A 17,815-nucleotide genomic window follows, 5' to 3' on the forward strand; every position below is an offset into this window, starting at 1 on the left:
TCTGCCGGCCGCCCATGTACCAAGTGAGAAGGCGGCCCCTCCCTAGCCGAACATTCCTTTGCAGCGTTGGAGCATGTCGTAGGCCTCACCGTAGGTGGTCGGGGCTTCGGAGGCGGGCAGCCCGAACTTCGCCGCCAGCATGCCCATCAGCGACAACCCCGGGGGCGTCAACGGTGCCCGTGCTTGATCCGGGGTGAAGGGGCCGTTCGCCTCGGGGTTCGGCGGGACGTATTGCGGTGTTGTCTCCGGCCAGTCCACGAGCTGGCGTGGCTCGGTGAGATTGAGAGCGTTGGTCAGATCGTTGGCTGCGGCATCGCGCTGCGTCAGCGGCGCGAGTCCGTACTTACGGCACAGGGTGGCGATCGCCGAGCCGTGATGCATCTGGTCGTGGATGATCGTGCCGGCCTTGGTCCAGGCGGAGATGGCGATTGCCGGGATGCGGACACCGAGGCGGTCAAAGCCGAAACCCATCTCGGGTTCGTCACCCGAATGTGGCGCCACCGGGTCCACGGGGTCCGGCGGGACCGCGGCCGGCGGCGGCACATGGTCATAGCAGCCACCGTGTTCATCGAAGGTCACGAGCAGCAGGGTGTTCTGATTGTTCGAGCCGTTCGGCGTGGCGCTGGTGCGGATCGCCGAATAGACCTCGTGTAGCAACTTCTCGCCGGCGCGCACGTCGTTGACGACGCCGATCGGTTCCTTCGTGCCATCGGGCATCGTGACGTCGATCAGCGGGCACGAGGGGTGCATATCGTTGTGGTTGAACAGGATTCGCGGCTCGATGAAGGAATAGGCCGGAAGCTTTCCGTTGGCGACGTCTTCGTAGAAGCGGTCCATCCCGAAAAATCGGGTCTTCCAGTAGCGCTCCAGGGATGGAGCGTTGACGAAGCCGGTGATCGGCACGATCTGGCTTTCGTCGTAGTAGATCGCCCAGGGAATGCCGGCTTCCTCGAGCCGGTCGAAGATCGTCGTCGCCTTGTTGCGCAACCACTTCTTGTAGCCATCTCCGCACTTGTTGGTCACGAATCCCGACGAGGTGGAGGCGTTGAAGAACGAGCGGTTGCACAGGGTCTGCGAAGGCACCCCGCAGAACCAGGCGTCGTACACCGCGAAGTTGCGGGCGAGCGTGCTCACTACCGGGAGCATGTCCGGGCTGAAGCCGCCCATGATGACCGAGTATTCCTCCGGAGTCGGCTGACGTCCTTCGCTGACGCAGAAGGCGTTGATGTAATCGGTGACGAAGCCGTCCATCGTCGGGGTCATCCCGGCCCCAGGAGTGTTCCAGGGTGCCACCATGTCTTCCGCATCCCGTTCCGCGTTGGTCGGCGGGTCGACGACGCCGAACAGCTGGGTATTTATGTGCGGATACTCCTCACCAGGATCTGGGTTCGGGCTGCGGAAGATCCGATCGGTAGGGCCCTGATAGACGTGAGCCGCGATCGGGCCAGAGGGTGAGGAGTTGCAGTACTGCCCGTTCGCCACCCCGTCGAAGTGCTCGCCGTCCGGCAGGCTCCCGGGCGGATAGAGGTGGCCAAGCAGGTTGTCGAACGAACGGTTCTCGAACATCAACACCACCAGATGCTCGAACCCCGGGCCCGTCGGCTCCTGCTGCAGCGATGCCACCATTGCGTCCTTCCACCGGTTTTCGTCGAGACTGGGACTATATCTGAGCGTCAAACCGACGACGCGGCGCGAACACGTACCGGCAGCTTCGACCGCGGCCGCGCCTCAACTGACCGGGTTGTCAGCCGGCAAACACGGTATTCCAGTCGTCGCGAATGCTGGCCACGGTCCAACCTCGTTGCGCCGCTTCGTCGATCACCTTCTCTGCGCCTGCGGTGTAGTCGAACTCGCGATCGGCGTCGTCGTGGCGGACCAGCAAGCACATCGACGGGTGGCGCCCCGCGGTGGCGTACTGCATCATCTCGATATCGCCGTTGGAGTTGCCCGCCGCGAAGATCGGCCGACGACCGACCCGATCCCAGATCTGGACCGCCTTGGTCGGCCCGTCGTCGAGAATCTCCAGCGTCGAGTTCATCCGGAGCTGGCCATCGGCGAAATCCAGCCCCACCGCGGTGCCTACCACCCGCTCCGGCGGCACACCGTACATCGCCGTGGTGACCGGGCGCATGAAGTCCCGCCCGCCGCCGGAGACGATGTAGTTGGTGAATCCGTTGTCCTGCAGGTAGCGCAGCAGCTCCACCATCGGCCGGTAGCCGCACGCGGTGTACGGCCGGTTCAGGGTCGGGTGGGTAGCCTGGTCGAAGAACGTGCCGATGCGCGCCGCGTGCTCATCGACCGTCGACCCGAGGTAGGCCGAAAGGATCCCGCCGGCAACTACTTTGATCGCGGAGTCGTCGCCGTTGTAGTGCTTGGTGACGGCGTCGCCGAACCACCCGAGGTCACCGGCGGCCGCCGCCCGATAAGGTTGCCTGTCGGCCAGCGAGGGATCGGCGGCGGCCTGCTCGGCCAGGCGGCGCACCAGAAAGTCCAGCTGGACATAGGCCGGCTTCTCCACCCACAGTGTGCCGTCGTTGTCGAACACCGCTACGCGCTCCTCGGACGCTACCTCGTTGTTGACCCGGTCCACGAAGTCCACGATGGCCGACTTTGTGGGTCCGTCGTTCCACGACTCAAGCACCTAAATCCTCCGTTTCAGTATTCCTACAGCTACTCGACTGCCTGATCGACGTTGCAGCATGCCGATGGTATTGGGCCCAACCTACGTCGGCGGTGCCGGCAAAACCTTCAACCATCCATCCGAAAGCAACTCCAACAACTGCCCATCCGGATCCTTCACCATCGCAGATCCCTCCGAAACGGTGCCGGCAACGACAGCTCCCCCATACTCCTCAACGCGCCTCAACACCCCCGCCAGATTCGGTACCGAGAACGAAATATGAGTCAGCCCAACCTGATCCATTACCCGTTCGCCGCCCCTTAACGCGACCCGCGCTGAATAATCAAGTAGCTCAAGCACCAGCCCGTCCCTCACCAGATACGTCGCGTGCAGCCCCACCGGGCCGTCCAGTTGCAGTAGCTGAGCGGTCCCGTCCTCCGGCGCATCCAACTCCCACCAGAACTGGAACCCCAGCAGCCCCTCATAGAACCGCCGCGATACCGCGCGATCCCGAACGCAAAGTCCCACATGGTTGAAAACGGCCCGCTGCGAACCCATTACGGCCTCCCATACCCCACTACCCGGCCACCGTCAAAGCGCGAAACAACCGCCTTCCGCATCACCGGCACCGATACCCCCGAAGCCAGAGCGCCCATGCGATCACAATCGCCCATACCGCGTCAGCACCTCAGCGCCGCCCGCAGTCACCAGCACCGTCGCCCGCTCCAAACATCCCCCTACCCCTGCCTGCGTAACCCACGACTGCACGCTCAACACCATCCCCTCCTCCAGCGCAGCATCCCGACCGCGCCCCAAACCGATCACCGGCGGCTCGGCCCCGAGCCCCAACCCATGCGCTAACAACACTGAGGATTCCCCGAAACCCAAACGTTCCCAAGCCCTATACAGATCTGTCCCAACCGCCCCCGGTCGGCACGCCGCCAGCAAGGCATCCATCCCCGACGCACAGCGCCCGGCCAGCGCGGTAGACCGCACCGACCTCGACCCACCCACCATCCGGGTACAAGCCAGCCCCGCCTCGTACCCGGCGTACAGGGCCCCCGGCGCCAACACCATCAGTTCGCCCTCACGGACTCCCCGATCCCGAGGGACATGGCGAAACGGCACTGAGCCCCGCAACGGCGTTGCGAAGCACACACTTTCAGTAGGAGCTACCGGCACGCCGAGCCCTGCCACAGCCGAGTAATATCTCGCCAGCAGCTCCCGCTCGGTGATCCCGGGCTGCAACGCCGACTCCATGACACTGAGCGCCGACTCCGAGATCGCGGCCGCCACAGTAAGACACGTGATCTCCTCGGCCGTCTTCACCCGCCGCGCCACATCTAATACCGGGCCGGCGTCCACGAATTCCGATACGCCCAGGACCGCGGCCAACAACGCGAACGACGGCGTCATCCCGTCAGTGCCAATCCGGTGCGCCTCGCGCAATCCCGGAATCGCAGCCAACGACGCCATCAGGTTCATCGGGTTCCAGCTCAGTGGGTACAAGTCCTCGCGCTCGATCTCCGGCGGGACCCCCTCGTCCCACGTCGAGAGCAGATGCACCCGGCCCGAAGAGCGCACCACCACCGCGTACGGCCCGAACGGTAACACACCAGCCCGACCCAACAAGCGACCACCCGAGACGTAGTGCACATTGCCGACACCACCCAGTATCAGGGCATCTAGCCCCTGAGTTTCCATGCTGGACAACACTTTTAGTCGCCGTTCACCGCGCAGCCAAGCGAAGTCGACGCGTGCGCCGTCCTCGAGGCTCATCATCCCCAAACGCACTCCCGGATCGCGCGGGGCCGGACTCATGAGAAACTCCCAAATGGATCGTAATTGGATCCACTCAGCTTCACCCAGCCCCGGTCGGTCACCGCCACAATGTCTTCGGCGCGATACCCGCCCTCGCCGTCGTCCCAGATCACCGGCTCCAATACCAGCACCGTCCCCGGCTGCATCACCAACTGCGCGTCGAAGTCGTCACCGAGATCGGTCCCGATCAGTGGCATCTCGGCGCTGTCGACACCTACCCCGTGCGCCAGATAGAAGTGCGTCATCCAGGGCCGCACCCCGCCATTGGTGTCGACGGCCACCCGAGTCAGCTCTGCACCGGTGACACCAGGTGCCAAGATCTCCAGACACGCGTCGACTACTGCACGCCATCGCCGAAACTGCTTACGCTCCACGGCGTTCGGCCCCCGACCGACCAGCCAGGTACGTCCGTAATCAGAGGCGTAGCCCTCCCACATGATCCCGGAATCCACCCAGATCACGTCCCCGTACCGCAGAAACCGATCCGTGGTCACCGTCGGATACGCCAGGTCACCGTGCGAGGTCCACGGGCCGGCAGCCTGGGAAGGCGCCATCACCTGCCAGATCGGGTCAATCCCCCCCGCCGACGCCCCAAGTTCGAAAACTCGCCGCAGGAACACCGCACTCAGGTCGGTCTGGCGCACCCCCACCCGCAGGGCCCGCAACGCATCTTCCATCGCCAGCTCGTTGAGCAGCTGCGCCTGACGGATGCAAGCGACCTCGTCCACCGTCTTGAGCAGCTTCACCGCGCCCAACACGCTGGAGGCGTCTGCCCACGAAACACCCTGCAGGCCACGGATCATCGGGTGCGAGAAGTGGTCGACCCCCACCCGGGCGCCCGGCGAGAAATGCTCGGCAAGCGCCGACGCAAACTCGGAGATCCCGTCATCGAGGTCCGGGAAGAGCGGCGGATGCAGATGCACTCCCAGCGGCACCGCGTCGGCGACCATCGTGTACAGGTGCGCCATCGGCTCACCCTTAACAACGATCGCCACCGCCCGGAACAACGCCGCACGGTCGCCGTCCATCGCCGGCATTGGGACGCCGGTGGCATACGTCACCGCACTCGACGTCACCAACACCAGGCCGTCCAGACCCTGCCCCACCATCTCGCTCTGCAACCGCGCGAAGCGCTCCCGGCGCATCCGGGTCAGGTCAGGCTTGTCCGGAATCGCCGCGCCGCCGATGGTGGCACCCGCCGCCCAGTCCTTGATGTCACCCACCTACTTTTCCGCGCGGCCCAGAGCGTAATAGTGCAAAGATAGCCCAGGACGCCGACGCGCTGCGGCCTTTGACAGCCGACCAACAGGACGCGGTGCGGAAGCGACGCAGACGATCCCAGCGGCGGAAAACATTCGATGAGCCAAACCCCACACCGACGTGAGATCACCGTCGACTTCGACCACCACTCCGACGAGTTCAACCTCAACGAACTCGCCGTCAACGCCGACCTGCGACGCCGATGCCCGGTCGCCTGGAACCAGCGCTACGGCGGGTTCTGGTATCTGTCCAGCTACGACGCGGTCAGCCAAGCGGCGCGTGACGGGGAGACCTTCGCCCACAAATACCAACCGGACGCCCCAGACGGCGTCGACTACCAGGGTGAGATGGGGGTCCCGCGGCCCGACGGCCAGCCCGCCCTGGGCATCGGCGAGGTGGACGGTCCCTACCACCTGGCCCTGCGCCAAGCCCTGGCCCCGTTCTTCTCCCCTGGCGCCTGCCAGAAACTCAGACCGTTCATGGCGGAGCAGACACGCCATTTCCTCGACCGGCACCTGGACGAGGGCTATCTGGATCTCGTCCTGGACTACGCCAGCCCGGTTCCTGCCATCCTCACCATGAGGCTGATGGGTCTGCCCTACGACAACTGGCACGCCTACGCCAACCTCTTCCACTCCGTGATGGCCGCCCCACAGGACAGCCCGCAATACACCGCGGCCATCGCGCAGGTGCCGGCCATGATGCAAGAGGTCGTCGAGTTTGCCACCGCCCGGCGCGCCGACCCCAAAGAAGACCTGACCAGCTTCCTCATCCAGTTCGAGTTCGCGGGGCAACGCCTCACCGATGAACAGCTGCTGAACATCCTGTGGAACCTGATCGCCGGCGGCGTCGACACCACTACCTCGCATACCGCGCTGACCCTGCTGCACCTCGGCACCCACCCCGACCTGCGCCGCCACCTGAGAGAAAACCCCACGCTCTACCGCACCGCCACCGACGAATTTCTGCGCTACTTCTCGGTCAACCAAACACTGAGCCGCACCGTCACCAAGGACGTCACCCTCGCCGGCCAACACCTCAAACGCAACGACAAACTCGTCCTGAGCTGGCTGTCCGCCAACCACGACGAAGCCGCATTCGACCGCCCCGACGAGATCATCCTGGACCGCAACCCCAACCGGCATGTCGCGTTCGGCCTCGGGCCGCACCGCTGTATCGGATCGCACCTGGCCAGAACTATGGCCGAGGTGATGGTCAAGGCCGTCTTGGACCGCATCCCCGACTACAAAGTCGACGAGAGCGGTGTCGACCAATATCTGGGCAACCCGAGCATGACCGGGCTGGCCATGCTGCCGGTGACTTTCACACCGCGGCGCGGGGTTTGATGCCGCGCTTGACACGCAGTCCGTGGGTAATCGCGACAAGCCGCGCCACACCTTCCTCAATTCCCGACGCCAGCGCCGCAACGTCGGGCGCGTTCTCGTAGTCGCCGGTGATGCCGAAGACAAAGCTGTCGGCGTAGCTGACCATCGCGACGCCGGTGCGCAGGTGCAGCGCGATCGGCGGGATAGGCAGCATCTCCAGCACCCGGCGACCCAGCAACTTCTGTTCGGTGCGCGGGCCGGGGACGTTGGTTGCCAGCGCGACCACCGCCCGCTGCGGCAGCCGGCTGAGCAGACGCACCATCCACGCCGACAAGGCAAATGGGATGTTCTTGGCCAGCGAGATGACCGCGTTGCCGCCTTCGCGCTGACCGCTGCCTTTGGCCGCGGTGAGCCGGTCGTGCACCAGCTCCAGTTGGGTCACCGGGTCGTCCTCGTCGACGGGCAGCAACGGCAGCATCGCCGAGACCTGGTTGTCGGTCATGTTGAAGTGGTTCATCCCGCGCACCGACACCGGGACCAGTGTGCGCAGCGAGTTGCGGCTGGGCTTTTCCCCGCGTTCGAGCAGGATGCGCCGGTAGCTGGACGTGATCGCGGCCAGAGCGACGTCGTTAAGCGTGACGTCGAATGCGTCGGCGACCTCATGCAGGTCAGACAGCCGCACCCGCGCCGCGGCGAAGCGGCGCATCTTGGTGACGGGTCCGCTCAAAGAGGTCGTTGGCGCCGGGCTGAACAGGCTGGCCGTCAGGCCGGCCGCACCCCAGGCCGCGTGTTCGACGGCAAGACCGGCATTGACGGCGCTACGGGCCCAGCTCAGTGGGTTGAGGTTCACGTTGATTCGCCAGCGCTGCTCCGGTTCGGTGGCGGCTTGGATGTGAGTGGCGAACGATTCGCCGGCACCGTCGTCGCTGAATTGCGCCAGCATCTGGGTGGTAGCAATGCCGTCGGCGATGCAGTGGTGCAGCTTGGTCAGCACGGCCCAGCGGTCCTCACTGAGTCCTTCGATGACGAAGCAGTCCCACAGCGGGCGTTCCCGGTCCAGCCGGCGTTCCATAATGGTGGCGACCATCTCGAACAGCTCGGCATCCCCGCCGGGCGCCGGCACCGCCATGTGGTGCAGGTGCCGCGTGATGTCGAAATGTGGATCTTCCACCCACTCCGGCGATCCGAGGTCCAGCGAATGTGTATGCAGCTTCTGCATGCACCGCGAAATGCGTTGTACCCGTTCGGCGAACGCAGCGACAAACTCGTCGTAACTCGGTGCTGGTCCTTCCATGATCGAGACGCCGCCGATCGCCAGGCTCACGTGCGGATCGGAGTCTTCGACCTCTAGGAAAGCTGCGTCCAATGCTGACAAACGCTCCATGGCGCTCACTATTCGCCGCGACGTGCTTGGCCGTGAGAGTCGGAAGTCCCCAACTTCGCGGGACGAATGAGGGATAGATTAAGTCACTGTGAGCGACGTAGCGGCGCGGCTGGCGCAGATCGTCGGGGACCACCATCTGCTAACCGGCGACGCGATCCCCGAGGACTACTCCCATGACGAGGAACTGACGCTGGCACCGGTCAAACCGGACTACGTCGCCAGGCCCTCGTGCGCCGAGGAAGTTGCGGCGTTGCTGGTGGCCGCGAGCGAGCACGGCGTGCCGGTGACCGCGCGTGGGTCCGGGTCCGGATTGTCAGGTGCCGCCCGGCCACAGTCCGGCGGGCTGCTGATCTCGTTCGAGCGGATGAACGCCGTAGTGGAGGTCGACACCACCAACCAGGTCGCCGTCGTGCAGCCCGGGGTGACGCTGACCGAACTCGACGCCGCGACGGGTCCGCACGGGTTGAGTTACATGGTGCACCCGGGTGAACTGTCCTCCAGTGTCGGTGGCAACGTCGGGACCAACGCCGGCGGGATGAGGGCGGTCAAGTACGGGGTGGCCCGACACAACATCCTCGGGTTGCAGGCGGTGTTGCCGACGGGCGAGATCATCCGTACCGGGGGCCGGATCGCCAAGGTTTCGACGGGCTACGACCTGACTCAGCTGATCGTCGGTTCCGAAGGGACGCTGGCTTTGGCGACGGAGGTGATCGTCAAGCTGCATCCGCGGCTTGACCACAGTGCCACCGTGCTGGCGCCGTTCGGCAATTTGGACCAGGTAATGACGGCAGTGCCGGCCGTTCTGGCTCAGGGGCTTTCGCCCTACATCCTGGAGTACGTCGACAACATGACAATGGCCGCAATCGTGCACACCCAGAATCTGGAGCTCGGCATTCCAGATCAGGTCCGCGACAGTTGTCAGGCATACCTTGTTGTGGCCCTGGATAATCGGCTAGTTCAGCGGCTGGACGAGGATGTCGAGCGCACTGCCGAGCTGCTGGCCGAGCTGGGCGCGGTAGATTGCTACGTGCTAGAAGGCGGCGCGGCACGCCGACTGATCGAGGCCCGCGAGCGGGCGTTCTGGACGGCGAAGGCGATCGGCGCCGACGACATCGTCGACACCGTGGTACCGCGTTCAGCAATGCCGAAGTTCCTTGCCGCCGTTCAGGAAATGGCTTTGGCGGCGGGCGGCGGGGTAGCCGGCTGCGGACACGCCGGTGACGGTAACGTGCACCTTGCCGTGTTGTGCAAGGATCCGGTGGCACGCAAGAAGTTGATGACCGACATATTCTCGCTGGCAATGGAATTGGGCGGGGCGATCTCCGGCGAGCATGGGCTGGGGCGCGCCAAGGCGTCGTACTTTATGGAGCTGGAAGATCCGACCAAGATCGCGTTGCTGCGTCGCATCAAGGAGAGCTTCGACCCAGCGGGGATCCTCAACCCGGGCGTGGTGTTCGGCCAGGGGTGATTGTCAGGCCGCCGACGCGTACTGCAACACCGGCTCGGCCGAGTCGACGTGCTGGCCGCTGAGAATGGTTAGCTGATGCGGGCGCACCTCGTAGCGAACACCGTTGGCCGGATTGATCACATCGAATCCACCGGCCGTACGCACGGCATTGGAGATCTCTATGTTCGCGCCGTCCCGAATTCGTTCGCCGCGGTAGTAATAGCCAGCCTTGCTTTGACATACCACCGCGAGCGACTTGGCGGTACGCACTACCGCGGCGGGCGGGTTTCCGGGATCGCAACGCGCCGGATGCCCGATGAACCCCAGCGCGTCGGCACCTTGCACGGGGTGCGATAGCGATGGCGTCGCCTCAGTTGTCGGCGTGACCGGTGGCGCTGCCGAAGGTGCCGACGCGGCGACCGCCGGCGTATGACGGTGATCGGTCAGTGCCAGCACCCCCGCCAAGGTCACGGCAATGACAAACAGCGCCGCCGTCACCCCGCTCAACACGACACGACTGACGGCTGGAGGCTTCGACGCACTCTCGTGGACCACCTGGAACGGACGAGTCTTCGGCGGCTCACTCTTCGGGCTCTTGGGGCGTTCGCTCTTCGAGCGCTCATGCAGCGGTGGCCCGCTAGCCAACAACGGCTGGTCCCACAGGGCAGCTTCCCCCGCTGCACTGGCCAGCTCGGCCGCGGAAACAAACCGCGCCGCAGGCTGTTTGGCCATTCCTCGTGCGATGATGCCGTCGAAGTCGCGGTTGACCGCCCGGCGCATAATGCTCGGCCGCGGCGGGGCACCGAAGATGTGTGCATTGAGCACCTCGCGCTCCTCGTCGTGCTCGAACGGCGGCCTGCCGGTCAGGCACTCATACAGCACGCACGTGAGCGAGTAGATGTCACTCGGCGGTCCAATCCGGCTGCCGCCCAACCGTTCTGGCGCAAGATACGACGTGGACCCGGCTGCGCCCCCGCCGAAGTCGAGATAGGCGAAGTCATCCGGTGTGAGCAAGACGTTCTCCGGTTTGACATCACCGTGCACTAAACCCTTGGCATGCGCGGCATCCAGCGCGGCGGCCACCTGCGCGATGATGCGCGCCGCACGCGGTGGTTCCAACGTGCCCTGCTCGAGCAGCAAGTCCCGCAGTGTACCGCCATCGACCAAGCGTGTGTCGAGATAAGGCACGCCAGAGATTTCGCCGAAGTGATAGACCGGCAGCACGTGCGGATCTGACATCGCCGCAACACGGGACAATCGTTGTTGTAAGCCAGGATTTGCCGCGAAATCGGTGGGCAAAAACCTGATCGCCACCGCCTGGTCCTTGCGGGTGTCGTAGGCTTCGTAGACCTCGCCCCTGCCGATCAGCGAGCGCAGTTCGTACGGCCCGAACTGGGTTCCGGTACGCGAGCCGTGATCCGGTGAGGACAAGACCAAAATCCTTTCCTAGCGACCGAAAATAGATTCTTGGCGCCTCCCAGTGTGCCCAAAAGCAGCGCATGCGTAACGTGCTGAACGACACATCCCGGCGCCGTCCCAGGTCAGGCCGTAAGAAGTTACGAACCCCCGCCGGCAAGTCGCTCGACGTCGATAACCTCACCGCGGTTGATGCTCACCCAGTCACGGCCGTCCAGATACGGCCGCAGACTGCGGCCGATCAACTGGGCATCCGCGGCCGACTTGGGCCGCTGCAACTCGTACACGTGCGGCAGTTCGGCCATTCCAGATACCACAGTCCACAACTTCACGGCGTCGGCACCTGTGGGGGGGTCTATGAGCACCGGCCCAAATAGGCACTGCCCGTCGAGAAACAGCGTCGGCACCCCGAAGCCGCCCGCATCGACGACCCGCTGGTGCTCGGCACGCACCTCGTCGTGGGTGGACGAATCGGCAAGTGCAGCATCCAGAGTCGACTCGTCTGCGCCAATCGAGGCCAACAAGGTACGCGCCACCGCGGGGTCGTGCGGTTTGCCACCGAGGGTGTGCAACTCGTGGCCGATCGCGGCATACCAGCGGTCGAGTAGGTCCATGTCGGTGCGCCGCAGCAACGCACCGATCCGCATCAGCGACCAACCGTAGGACCAGTCGCGCTCCCATGGGTGCTTCTTGCCCTCGATCCGGTTGACCTCCTCGAGGCTGAAGAACCGCCAGCCGATCGTGACATCCAATTGCGCACGGACCTCACGGATCCACAGCGAAGTCTGGTACGCGAACGGGCACATCGGGTCGAAGTGGAAATCCACGGTCGTCATCCGCGACTCCCTACCCGACCTAATGGACCGTCACGTTTGCGGTGAACGTGCACGACGGCGCTGCGTCTCCAACGATCGGGCCGTAGCTGGCGACGATCGTCGTCTCACCCGGCCGCAAAGCGGTGAACGTCCACACCTCGGTACCGGGTGCACCCACCCGGTCGGTGTCGCCGTGGAAGTACTCGTGACTGCCCTGCCGCAGGATCGTGCCGTCGCCGATCTTCGGGTCAGCTGTCCAGCGGTACGGGGTGCTGTGGTTGGCGCCCAGGGTCAGCTTGAGCGTGTCGCTGACCGCCAGCGTGATGTCCCGGGTGATGACGTTCTGCTGCAGCACCTCGTCGATCGAGACGTTGATGGTCTTGGTCGACGACTTGCTCGGGCTAGAGCACGCCACCAGCATCAGCAGCGCGGTGGCCAACGCCAGGAGTCGGATCCGCATAGCATCGACCCTATGCCGCGAATGCGAAGCAGCCGAGGCTTTCGGTGCGGCGAATCGCAGTAAAGTTCTGCTCACACCAAGACGAACTTCGGCAATCCGCGCAAAACCGCAGTTGGTCGGGTAACTTCAGTCCGTGTTTGGCATCATTCGGCCCTGCCGTCACCGGCTCGGTAGCGAACTCACTGCAGCCTGGCGTGCCCAACTTTGCGGTCTATGCCTGGCGCTGCGGGACGACTATGGTCAGGCTGCGCGAGTCGCGACCAATTACGACGGTCTGATCGTCTCGCTGCTTGTCGAAGCGCAGTCACAGGCGAAGCCGACCCGCCGCACCGCCGGCCCGTGCCCGCTGCGTGGCATGAAGCGCGCGGAGGTAGCGACCGGCGAATGCGTGAAGCTAGCCGCCGTCGTCTCTCTGGCGCTTGCGGCGGCCAATGTGCGCGACCACGTCGACGACCGCGACGGCCTGGTCGGCGCGGCGGCTATCCGACCGGCGGCGCGTCGTATGGCCGAAAGCTGGGTGCGCCGCGGCACCGACACCGGCCACACGCTGGGTTTCGACGCCGACGTGCTGGTGGCCGCGATGGATCGGCAGATTCACCTGGAGGCGACGGCCGGGCCGGGCAGCTCGCTGCTTACCGTGACCGAGCCGACCGAGACCGCGGTCGCCGCCGCGTTTGCGCACACCGCGGTGCTGGCCGGTTGCCCGGCCAACGAAGCACCGCTGCGTGAGATCGGCCAGCTGTTCGGGCGGGTGGCACATCTGCTCGATGCGGTCGAGGACTACCGCGACGATCTGGCCCGCGGAAAGTGGAACCCGTTGGCCGTCACCGCAACGTCACTGCCCGAAGTCCGCACGCTTTGCGAGGACGCGGTGCTGGGCATCGAACTGGCCCTTTCCGAGGTGGACTTCTCCGATGGGCGCCTGCCACGGCGGCTGCTGACCAAGGAACTGCGCCGTGCTGTCTCACGCACCTTCGGCCAGCCAAGCCCAAGAGCCAAGTACCCGTCGGGAACGCCGCATGGCGAGCAGGAGGGCATCAACTTCGGCGACCAGCCATACGGCAACTTTCCGCCCGGCGAGATGCCGCCCGGCCAGTTGCCGCCCCAACAGCGCAAGGAAAGCTGGTGGAACACCTGCACCGATGCCTGCTGCTGCGACTGCGAGTGCGACTGTTGCTGCGACTCCTGCTGCGGGGAAGGCGACTCGTGCTGCTGTGACTGCGGGGACTGCTGCGACTGCAACTAAGCCGTCCGCCGAGCGTGGGCGTAATGGACGCCCGCCGGCCGGATTTCGTGTCTAGGCCAGACTCTCGGCGATCGATCTGTGCTTGGCGCCCACCACGCGTCGTGCATTCGGATACGGCACGATGGGCTGGTGTTCGGCCTCGTCGTCATCGTCGCGCTAGTCACCGCCGTGGTCGTGGGAACGGTCCTGGGGCGGCGCTATCGGGTGGGTCCGCCCGTTTTGCTGATCGCGCTGGGCACGCTGCTAGGACTGATTCCGCATTTCGGCAACGTCGAGATCGACGGCGAGATCGTCCTGCTGCTGTTCCTGCCGGCGATCCTGTACTGGGAGAGCTTGAACACCAGCTTCCGGGAGATGCGCACCAACCTGCGCGTCATCATCATGTCCAGCATCGGCCTGGTGATCGCGACCGCGTTCGCCGTCTCGTGGACGGCTCGTGCGCTTGGCATGGAGCCCCACACCGCCGCGGTATTGGGCGCCGTACTGTCACCCACTGACGCTGCCGCCGTCGCCGGGCTGGCCAAACGCCTGCCGCGGCGCGCGCTCACTGTGCTGCGAGGCGAGAGCCTGATCAACGACGGCACTGCCCTGGTGTTGTTTGCGGTGACCGTCGCAGTCGCCGAAGGCGCCCACGAGATCGGTCCCGGCGCACTTGTCGTGCGATTCGTGCTTTCTTATCTCGGCGGGATCATGGCCGGGCTCCTCGTCGGCGGGCTCGTCACGCTGCTGCGTCGACGCATCGACGAACCGCTCGAGGAAGGGGCGCTGAGCCTGCTCACCCCGTTTGCGGCATTCCTGCTCGCCCAAGCGCTGGATTGCAGCGGTGTCGTGGCGGTGCTGGTATCGGCGTTGGTGCTCACCTACACCGGGCCGAAGGTAATTCGGGCACGTTCGCGTCTGCAGTCCTACGCCTTCTGGGACATCACCACATTCCTGATCAACGGCTCGCTGTGGGTGTTCATCGGCGTACAAATCCCCGGTGCGATACGCCATATCACCGATGCCGATAACGGCGGCCTACCGCGTGCCACCTACCTTGCCCTAGCCGTCACCGGAGTTGTGGTGGCGACCCGAATCGCCTGGGTGGAGTTCGCCACGTTGCTCGGCCGCGTCGCCGATGCGATCACCAAGCGGCCGCCGCGACATGTCCCGTTCCGGCAGCGCTGCGTCACCAGCTGGGCCGGGTTCCGCGGGGCGGTGTCGCTGGCTGCAGCGCTAGCGGTGCCCCTGACCGTGCACCAGGGTGCGCCGTTTCCGGACCGCAACCTACTGATCTATGTCGTGGTCGTCGTCATCCTGGTAACGGTTCTGGTGCAGGGCAGCACGCTGCCGGCCGTGGTGCGATGGGCGCGGTTGCCCGAGGACGTTGCCCGGGCCGACGAATTGCAGCTCGCCCGAACCCGCAGCGTCGAAACCGCCCGCGAAGCCTTACCCCAGGTGGCCGACGAATTGGGGGTCGGGCCGGAGCTGTACAAACGCCTCAACAAGGAGTACGAGGAGCGGGCCGCGATCGTGCTGGCCGACCCCGACGACGACCGCGCCAACCACTTGGCCGAAGGCTCCGACCTGGCCCGAAAGGTACGGCTGGCCGTGCTGGATCGCCAGCGCCAGGCCGTCACCGCGCTGCGCAACCAGAACCTGATTGACGACATCGTGCTGCGCGAAGTGCAGTCCGCGATGGACTTGGAGGAAGTTCAGCTGCTCGACCCCGCCGACCCGGAATAGCAATTCTTGCCTATTAGGCATTTTTGCCCAATAGGCAATATTTGAGTATGCTCGCCCCCATGGCGAATGTGGGATTGCGAGAACGCAAGAAGGCTGACACGCGGCGCGCACTCAGCGATGCCGCCCTGCGCCTGGCTTTTGAACACGGTCTGGACAACGTGACCCGCGAGGACATCGCCGCCGCGGCGGGGGTATCCCTGCGCACCTTCACCAATTACTTCAACGGCAAGTACGACGCGATCGCCTACCGCCAGACCGAACGGCTGCGCCGCAGCGTCGCCGAGCTGCGACAGCGGCCCGCAAAAGAACCATTGTGGTCGGCCATCACGCACGCCGTGCTGGCGCCGCTGGAAGAGGATTTCGACGACGCCGGCGCGCCGGAGAACCAGGCTCCGAGTCGCCATGAGCTCGCCGAAGTCCGCAAGCTGCTGATGAGCTCACCGATTCGTAACGCCATGTCGGATAACCTGTTCGACGCGTGGCTTGCGGTGGTCGCGGAGCGCACCGGCACTGATCCCCAGCGCGACATGTATCCGCGCCTGGTCGTCGCCGTGGTGCGCGCCGTCGGTGATGCGGCCATGGATGCTTACGCCAGCGCCGAGCCGCCCGTCGCGATCACCACACTCATCCGCCAAGGTTTCGCCGCGGTCGCGGCCGGCCTGCCCGAGCCCGGAGAACACGCATGAGCGCAGAACTCGCACCAGTCGTCATCTCCGGTGCCGGACCCAATGGATTGCTGCTCGCGTACGAGCTAGCGCTTGCCGGCATCCGGCCGATCGTGCTTGATTGCCTCCCCGGCCCCAGCTCCGAGCCCAAGGCCAACGGCCTTGTCGGACAAGTGGTTCGGACATTGGATCTACGCGGCTTGTACGGGATATTCAGCGGTGACCAGGATCCGCCCCGACCCAGCCCCGGCTGGATGTTTTCGGCGATGCCGCTGGACTTCTCGGGCCTAGCCGACAATCCGATGTACGCCATGCTCATGCCTCAACCTCGCCTGGTGCGTCTCCTAGAGAAGCAGGTGCGCGACCTCGGCGTCGACCTGCGCTGGGGACATGGACTTGTCGGTTTACAGTGTGGACCAGACTCGGTTGCGCTCACCGTCGCCGCACCGGAAGGCGAATACCGCCTCACCGCAGACTATTTGGTGGGTGCCGACGGCGGACACAGCCTGGTGCGCAAGACCATGGGCATCGCCTTCCCCGGCAGCACGTCCGATACCGTGGGCCGCATTGCCCACGTGCACATCCCCGACCACCTTCGCGGTGCCGACGGTGCACTCGATATTCCCGGCTTCGGGCGTCTCAGCTTCGGCCACACGCGAGTCGACCGCGGCGGACTTATCTTCGCCGAATTCGAACAGGGCAGGACGCTGTTCGGAACCCTGGAAACAGGAACCGCGGTTGAGGACACTCCGATGAGCGTAGCCGAGCTGCGCCAGAGCGTGCGCCGCCTGATCGATGTTGACATTCCCTTCGAGGAAGCCAAAGGTACTGGGCCACATGCGCTGCGGCGGATCAACGGATGGAATACCCGACAAGCGGAACGATATCGCGACGGAAAGGTGCTATTGCTGGGCGATGCCGCACACATTCATAGCGCCATGGGTGGTCCGGGCTTGAATCTGGGGCTGCAGGACACCGTGAATCTCGGCTGGAAACTTGCGGCCCAGATCAATGGATGGGCTCCAGCGGATCTGCTCGACACTTACCAATCCGAGCGGTATCCGGTCGGTCAGCGCGTCATGATGCACTCGTTGGCGCAAACTGCGCTGATGGCGCCCGGGCCGGAAGTCGGTGCGCTAAGGACGCTCGTGGGCGAGCTGTTCGCCATGGAAGACGTTGTGGCGCACATGGCGGGGTTGCTGTCCGGCGCGGATGTGCGCTACGACGTGGGCAACGACCACCCACTGTCCGGAAGGTTGGTGCCCGAGCTGCAACTGGACGACGGGCAGCGGGTCGCCGAGCTACTACACACGGCACGTCCGGTGCTGCTTGATCTTCACGACGGCACCGCCGCGGAGGCGGCCCGGGGCTGGCGCCATCGCGTCGACATCGTTTCTGCCACCGCCGCCGAGAATCCAGCCGCGGCGATGCTGATTCGGCCAGACGGCTACATTGCCTGGGCCACAGACGCAGTCGAGCCCTTCCCCGAGCCGGACCTAAACGCCGCGCTGCTGCGCTGGTTCGGCGCGCCCGCCCCCCAGCGCCGAGGCTGAATCCTGCTCGGCGCGCCCGCCCCCAGCGCCGAGTGTGAATCCTCCGACTCAACACGCGGGTACGGCGTCGGGAGATTC

General features: G+C 65.2%; 15 protein-coding genes. 6 read left to right on the forward strand and 9 right to left on the reverse strand.

Going from position 1 to position 17,815, the window contains the following annotated elements:
- Positions 1-42: 42 nt before the first annotated feature.
- The 5 genes from H0P51_RS17530 to H0P51_RS17550 form a co-directional block, all read right to left on the reverse strand.
- A complete protein-coding gene (locus H0P51_RS17530; RefSeq protein WP_213016703.1) occupies positions 43-1,623 on the reverse strand; it encodes an alkaline phosphatase family protein in 1,581 nt (526 codons plus the stop codon).
- A 121-nt stretch (positions 1,624-1,744) separates the two neighbouring features.
- Positions 1,745-2,641 (reverse strand): HAD family hydrolase, encoded by an 897-nt coding sequence (locus H0P51_RS17535; RefSeq protein ID WP_180914040.1) that lies wholly within the window; start codon positions 2,639-2,641, stop codon positions 1,745-1,747.
- Positions 2,642-2,722: 81 nt separating this feature from the next.
- On the reverse strand, positions 2,723-3,178 hold the full coding sequence (locus H0P51_RS17540; RefSeq protein WP_180914041.1) for a VOC family protein: 456 nt from the start codon (positions 3,176-3,178) through the stop codon (positions 2,723-2,725).
- A gap of 102 nt (positions 3,179-3,280) precedes the next feature.
- Positions 3,281-4,441 carry a M24 family metallopeptidase gene (locus H0P51_RS17545; protein ID WP_180914042.1) on the reverse strand — a complete coding sequence of 387 codons (1,161 nt, stop codon included), beginning with the start codon at positions 4,439-4,441 and terminating at the stop codon, positions 3,281-3,283.
- The gene (locus tag H0P51_RS17550; RefSeq protein ID WP_246398038.1) at positions 4,438-5,664 is read right to left on the reverse strand and encodes a M24 family metallopeptidase; all 1,227 of its coding nucleotides are present in this window, start codon (positions 5,662-5,664) and stop codon (positions 4,438-4,440) included. Before H0P51_RS17550 ends, H0P51_RS17545 begins: the two co-directional genes overlap by 4 nt.
- A 135-nt stretch (positions 5,665-5,799) precedes the next feature.
- Here H0P51_RS17550 and H0P51_RS17555 point away from each other — a divergent pair, with 135 nt between their 5' ends.
- Positions 5,800-7,047 carry a cytochrome P450 gene (locus tag H0P51_RS17555; protein WP_180914043.1) on the forward strand — a complete coding sequence of 416 codons (1,248 nt, stop codon included), beginning with the start codon at positions 5,800-5,802 and terminating at the stop codon, positions 7,045-7,047.
- Here the strand turns inward: H0P51_RS17555 and H0P51_RS17560 are convergent.
- Entirely contained in the window at positions 7,025-8,410 is a 1,386-nt protein-coding gene (locus H0P51_RS17560) for a WS/DGAT/MGAT family O-acyltransferase (protein WP_180914044.1), read from the reverse strand. The two genes, H0P51_RS17555 and H0P51_RS17560, sit on opposite strands and share 23 nt — an antisense overlap.
- Before the next feature lie 88 nt (positions 8,411-8,498).
- On the opposite strand from H0P51_RS17560, the gene H0P51_RS17565 reads away from it, so the two are divergent.
- Entirely contained in the window at positions 8,499-9,878 is a 1,380-nt protein-coding gene (locus H0P51_RS17565; protein ID WP_180914045.1) for an FAD-binding oxidoreductase, read from the forward strand.
- A gap of 3 nt (positions 9,879-9,881) precedes the next feature.
- On the opposite strand, the gene H0P51_RS17570 is transcribed toward H0P51_RS17565, so the two are convergent.
- The 3 genes from H0P51_RS17570 to H0P51_RS17580 all read right to left on the reverse strand — a co-directional run bounded on the left by H0P51_RS17570 (position 9,882) and on the right by H0P51_RS17580 (position 12,548).
- Positions 9,882-11,288, reverse strand: coding sequence for a serine/threonine-protein kinase (locus H0P51_RS17570; protein ID WP_180914046.1), 1,407 nt, complete (start codon positions 11,286-11,288; stop codon positions 9,882-9,884).
- Positions 11,289-11,413: 125 nt separating this feature from the next.
- A complete protein-coding gene (locus H0P51_RS17575) occupies positions 11,414-12,109 on the reverse strand; it encodes a mycothiol-dependent nitroreductase Rv2466c family protein (RefSeq protein WP_180914047.1) in 696 nt (231 codons plus the stop codon).
- Between the two features lie 19 nt (positions 12,110-12,128).
- On the reverse strand, positions 12,129-12,548 hold the full coding sequence (locus H0P51_RS17580) for a protease inhibitor I42 family protein (protein WP_180914048.1): 420 nt from the start codon (positions 12,546-12,548) through the stop codon (positions 12,129-12,131).
- A 133-nt stretch (positions 12,549-12,681) separates the two neighbouring features.
- Here H0P51_RS17580 and H0P51_RS17585 point away from each other — a divergent pair, with 133 nt between their 5' ends.
- From H0P51_RS17585 to H0P51_RS17600, 4 genes are all read left to right on the forward strand, one after another.
- Entirely contained in the window at positions 12,682-13,794 is a 1,113-nt protein-coding gene (locus tag H0P51_RS17585) for a DUF5685 family protein (protein WP_180914049.1), read from the forward strand.
- 129 nt (positions 13,795-13,923) lie between these two features.
- Positions 13,924-15,519: a Na+/H+ antiporter gene (locus tag H0P51_RS17590; protein WP_180914050.1), complete on the forward strand. Its 1,596-nt coding sequence runs from the start codon at positions 13,924-13,926 to the stop codon at positions 15,517-15,519.
- Between the two features lie 59 nt (positions 15,520-15,578).
- Entirely contained in the window at positions 15,579-16,205 is a 627-nt protein-coding gene (locus H0P51_RS17595) for a TetR/AcrR family transcriptional regulator (RefSeq protein WP_180914051.1), read from the forward strand.
- Complete coding sequence (locus tag H0P51_RS17600) at positions 16,202-17,737, forward strand: FAD-dependent monooxygenase (RefSeq protein ID WP_180914052.1); 1,536 nt, start codon at positions 16,202-16,204, stop codon at positions 17,735-17,737. The genes H0P51_RS17595 and H0P51_RS17600 overlap by 4 nt, the downstream gene beginning before the upstream one ends.
- Positions 17,738-17,815: the final 78 nt, after the last annotated feature.

This window comes from Mycobacterium vicinigordonae, from assembly GCF_013466425.1.
Lineage (GTDB): Bacteria > Actinomycetota > Actinomycetes > Mycobacteriales > Mycobacteriaceae > Mycobacterium > Mycobacterium vicinigordonae.

What these genes read in the sequence shown, in the direction of transcription:
- H0P51_RS17540 (WP_180914041.1), bottom strand. Translation starts at nt 3,178, where the DNA reads ATGGGTTCGCAGCGGGCCGTTTTCAACCATGTGGGACTTTGCGTTCGG.
- H0P51_RS17545 (WP_180914042.1), bottom strand. Translation starts at nt 4,441, where the DNA reads ATGAGTCCGGCCCCGCGCGATCCGGGAGTGCGTTTGGGGATGATGAGC.
- H0P51_RS17555 (WP_180914043.1), top strand. Translation starts at nt 5,800, where the DNA reads ATGAGCCAAACCCCACACCGACGTGAGATCACCGTCGACTTCGACCAC.
- H0P51_RS17560 (WP_180914044.1), bottom strand. Translation starts at nt 8,410, where the DNA reads ATGGAGCGTTTGTCAGCATTGGACGCAGCTTTCCTAGAGGTCGAAGAC.
- H0P51_RS17575 (WP_180914047.1), bottom strand. Translation starts at nt 12,109, where the DNA reads ATGACGACCGTGGATTTCCACTTCGACCCGATGTGCCCGTTCGCGTAC.
- H0P51_RS17580 (WP_180914048.1), bottom strand. Translation starts at nt 12,548, where the DNA reads ATGCGGATCCGACTCCTGGCGTTGGCCACCGCGCTGCTGATGCTGGTG.
- H0P51_RS17595 (WP_180914051.1), top strand. Translation starts at nt 15,579, where the DNA reads ATGGCGAATGTGGGATTGCGAGAACGCAAGAAGGCTGACACGCGGCGC.
- H0P51_RS17600 (WP_180914052.1), top strand. Translation starts at nt 16,202, where the DNA reads ATGAGCGCAGAACTCGCACCAGTCGTCATCTCCGGTGCCGGACCCAAT.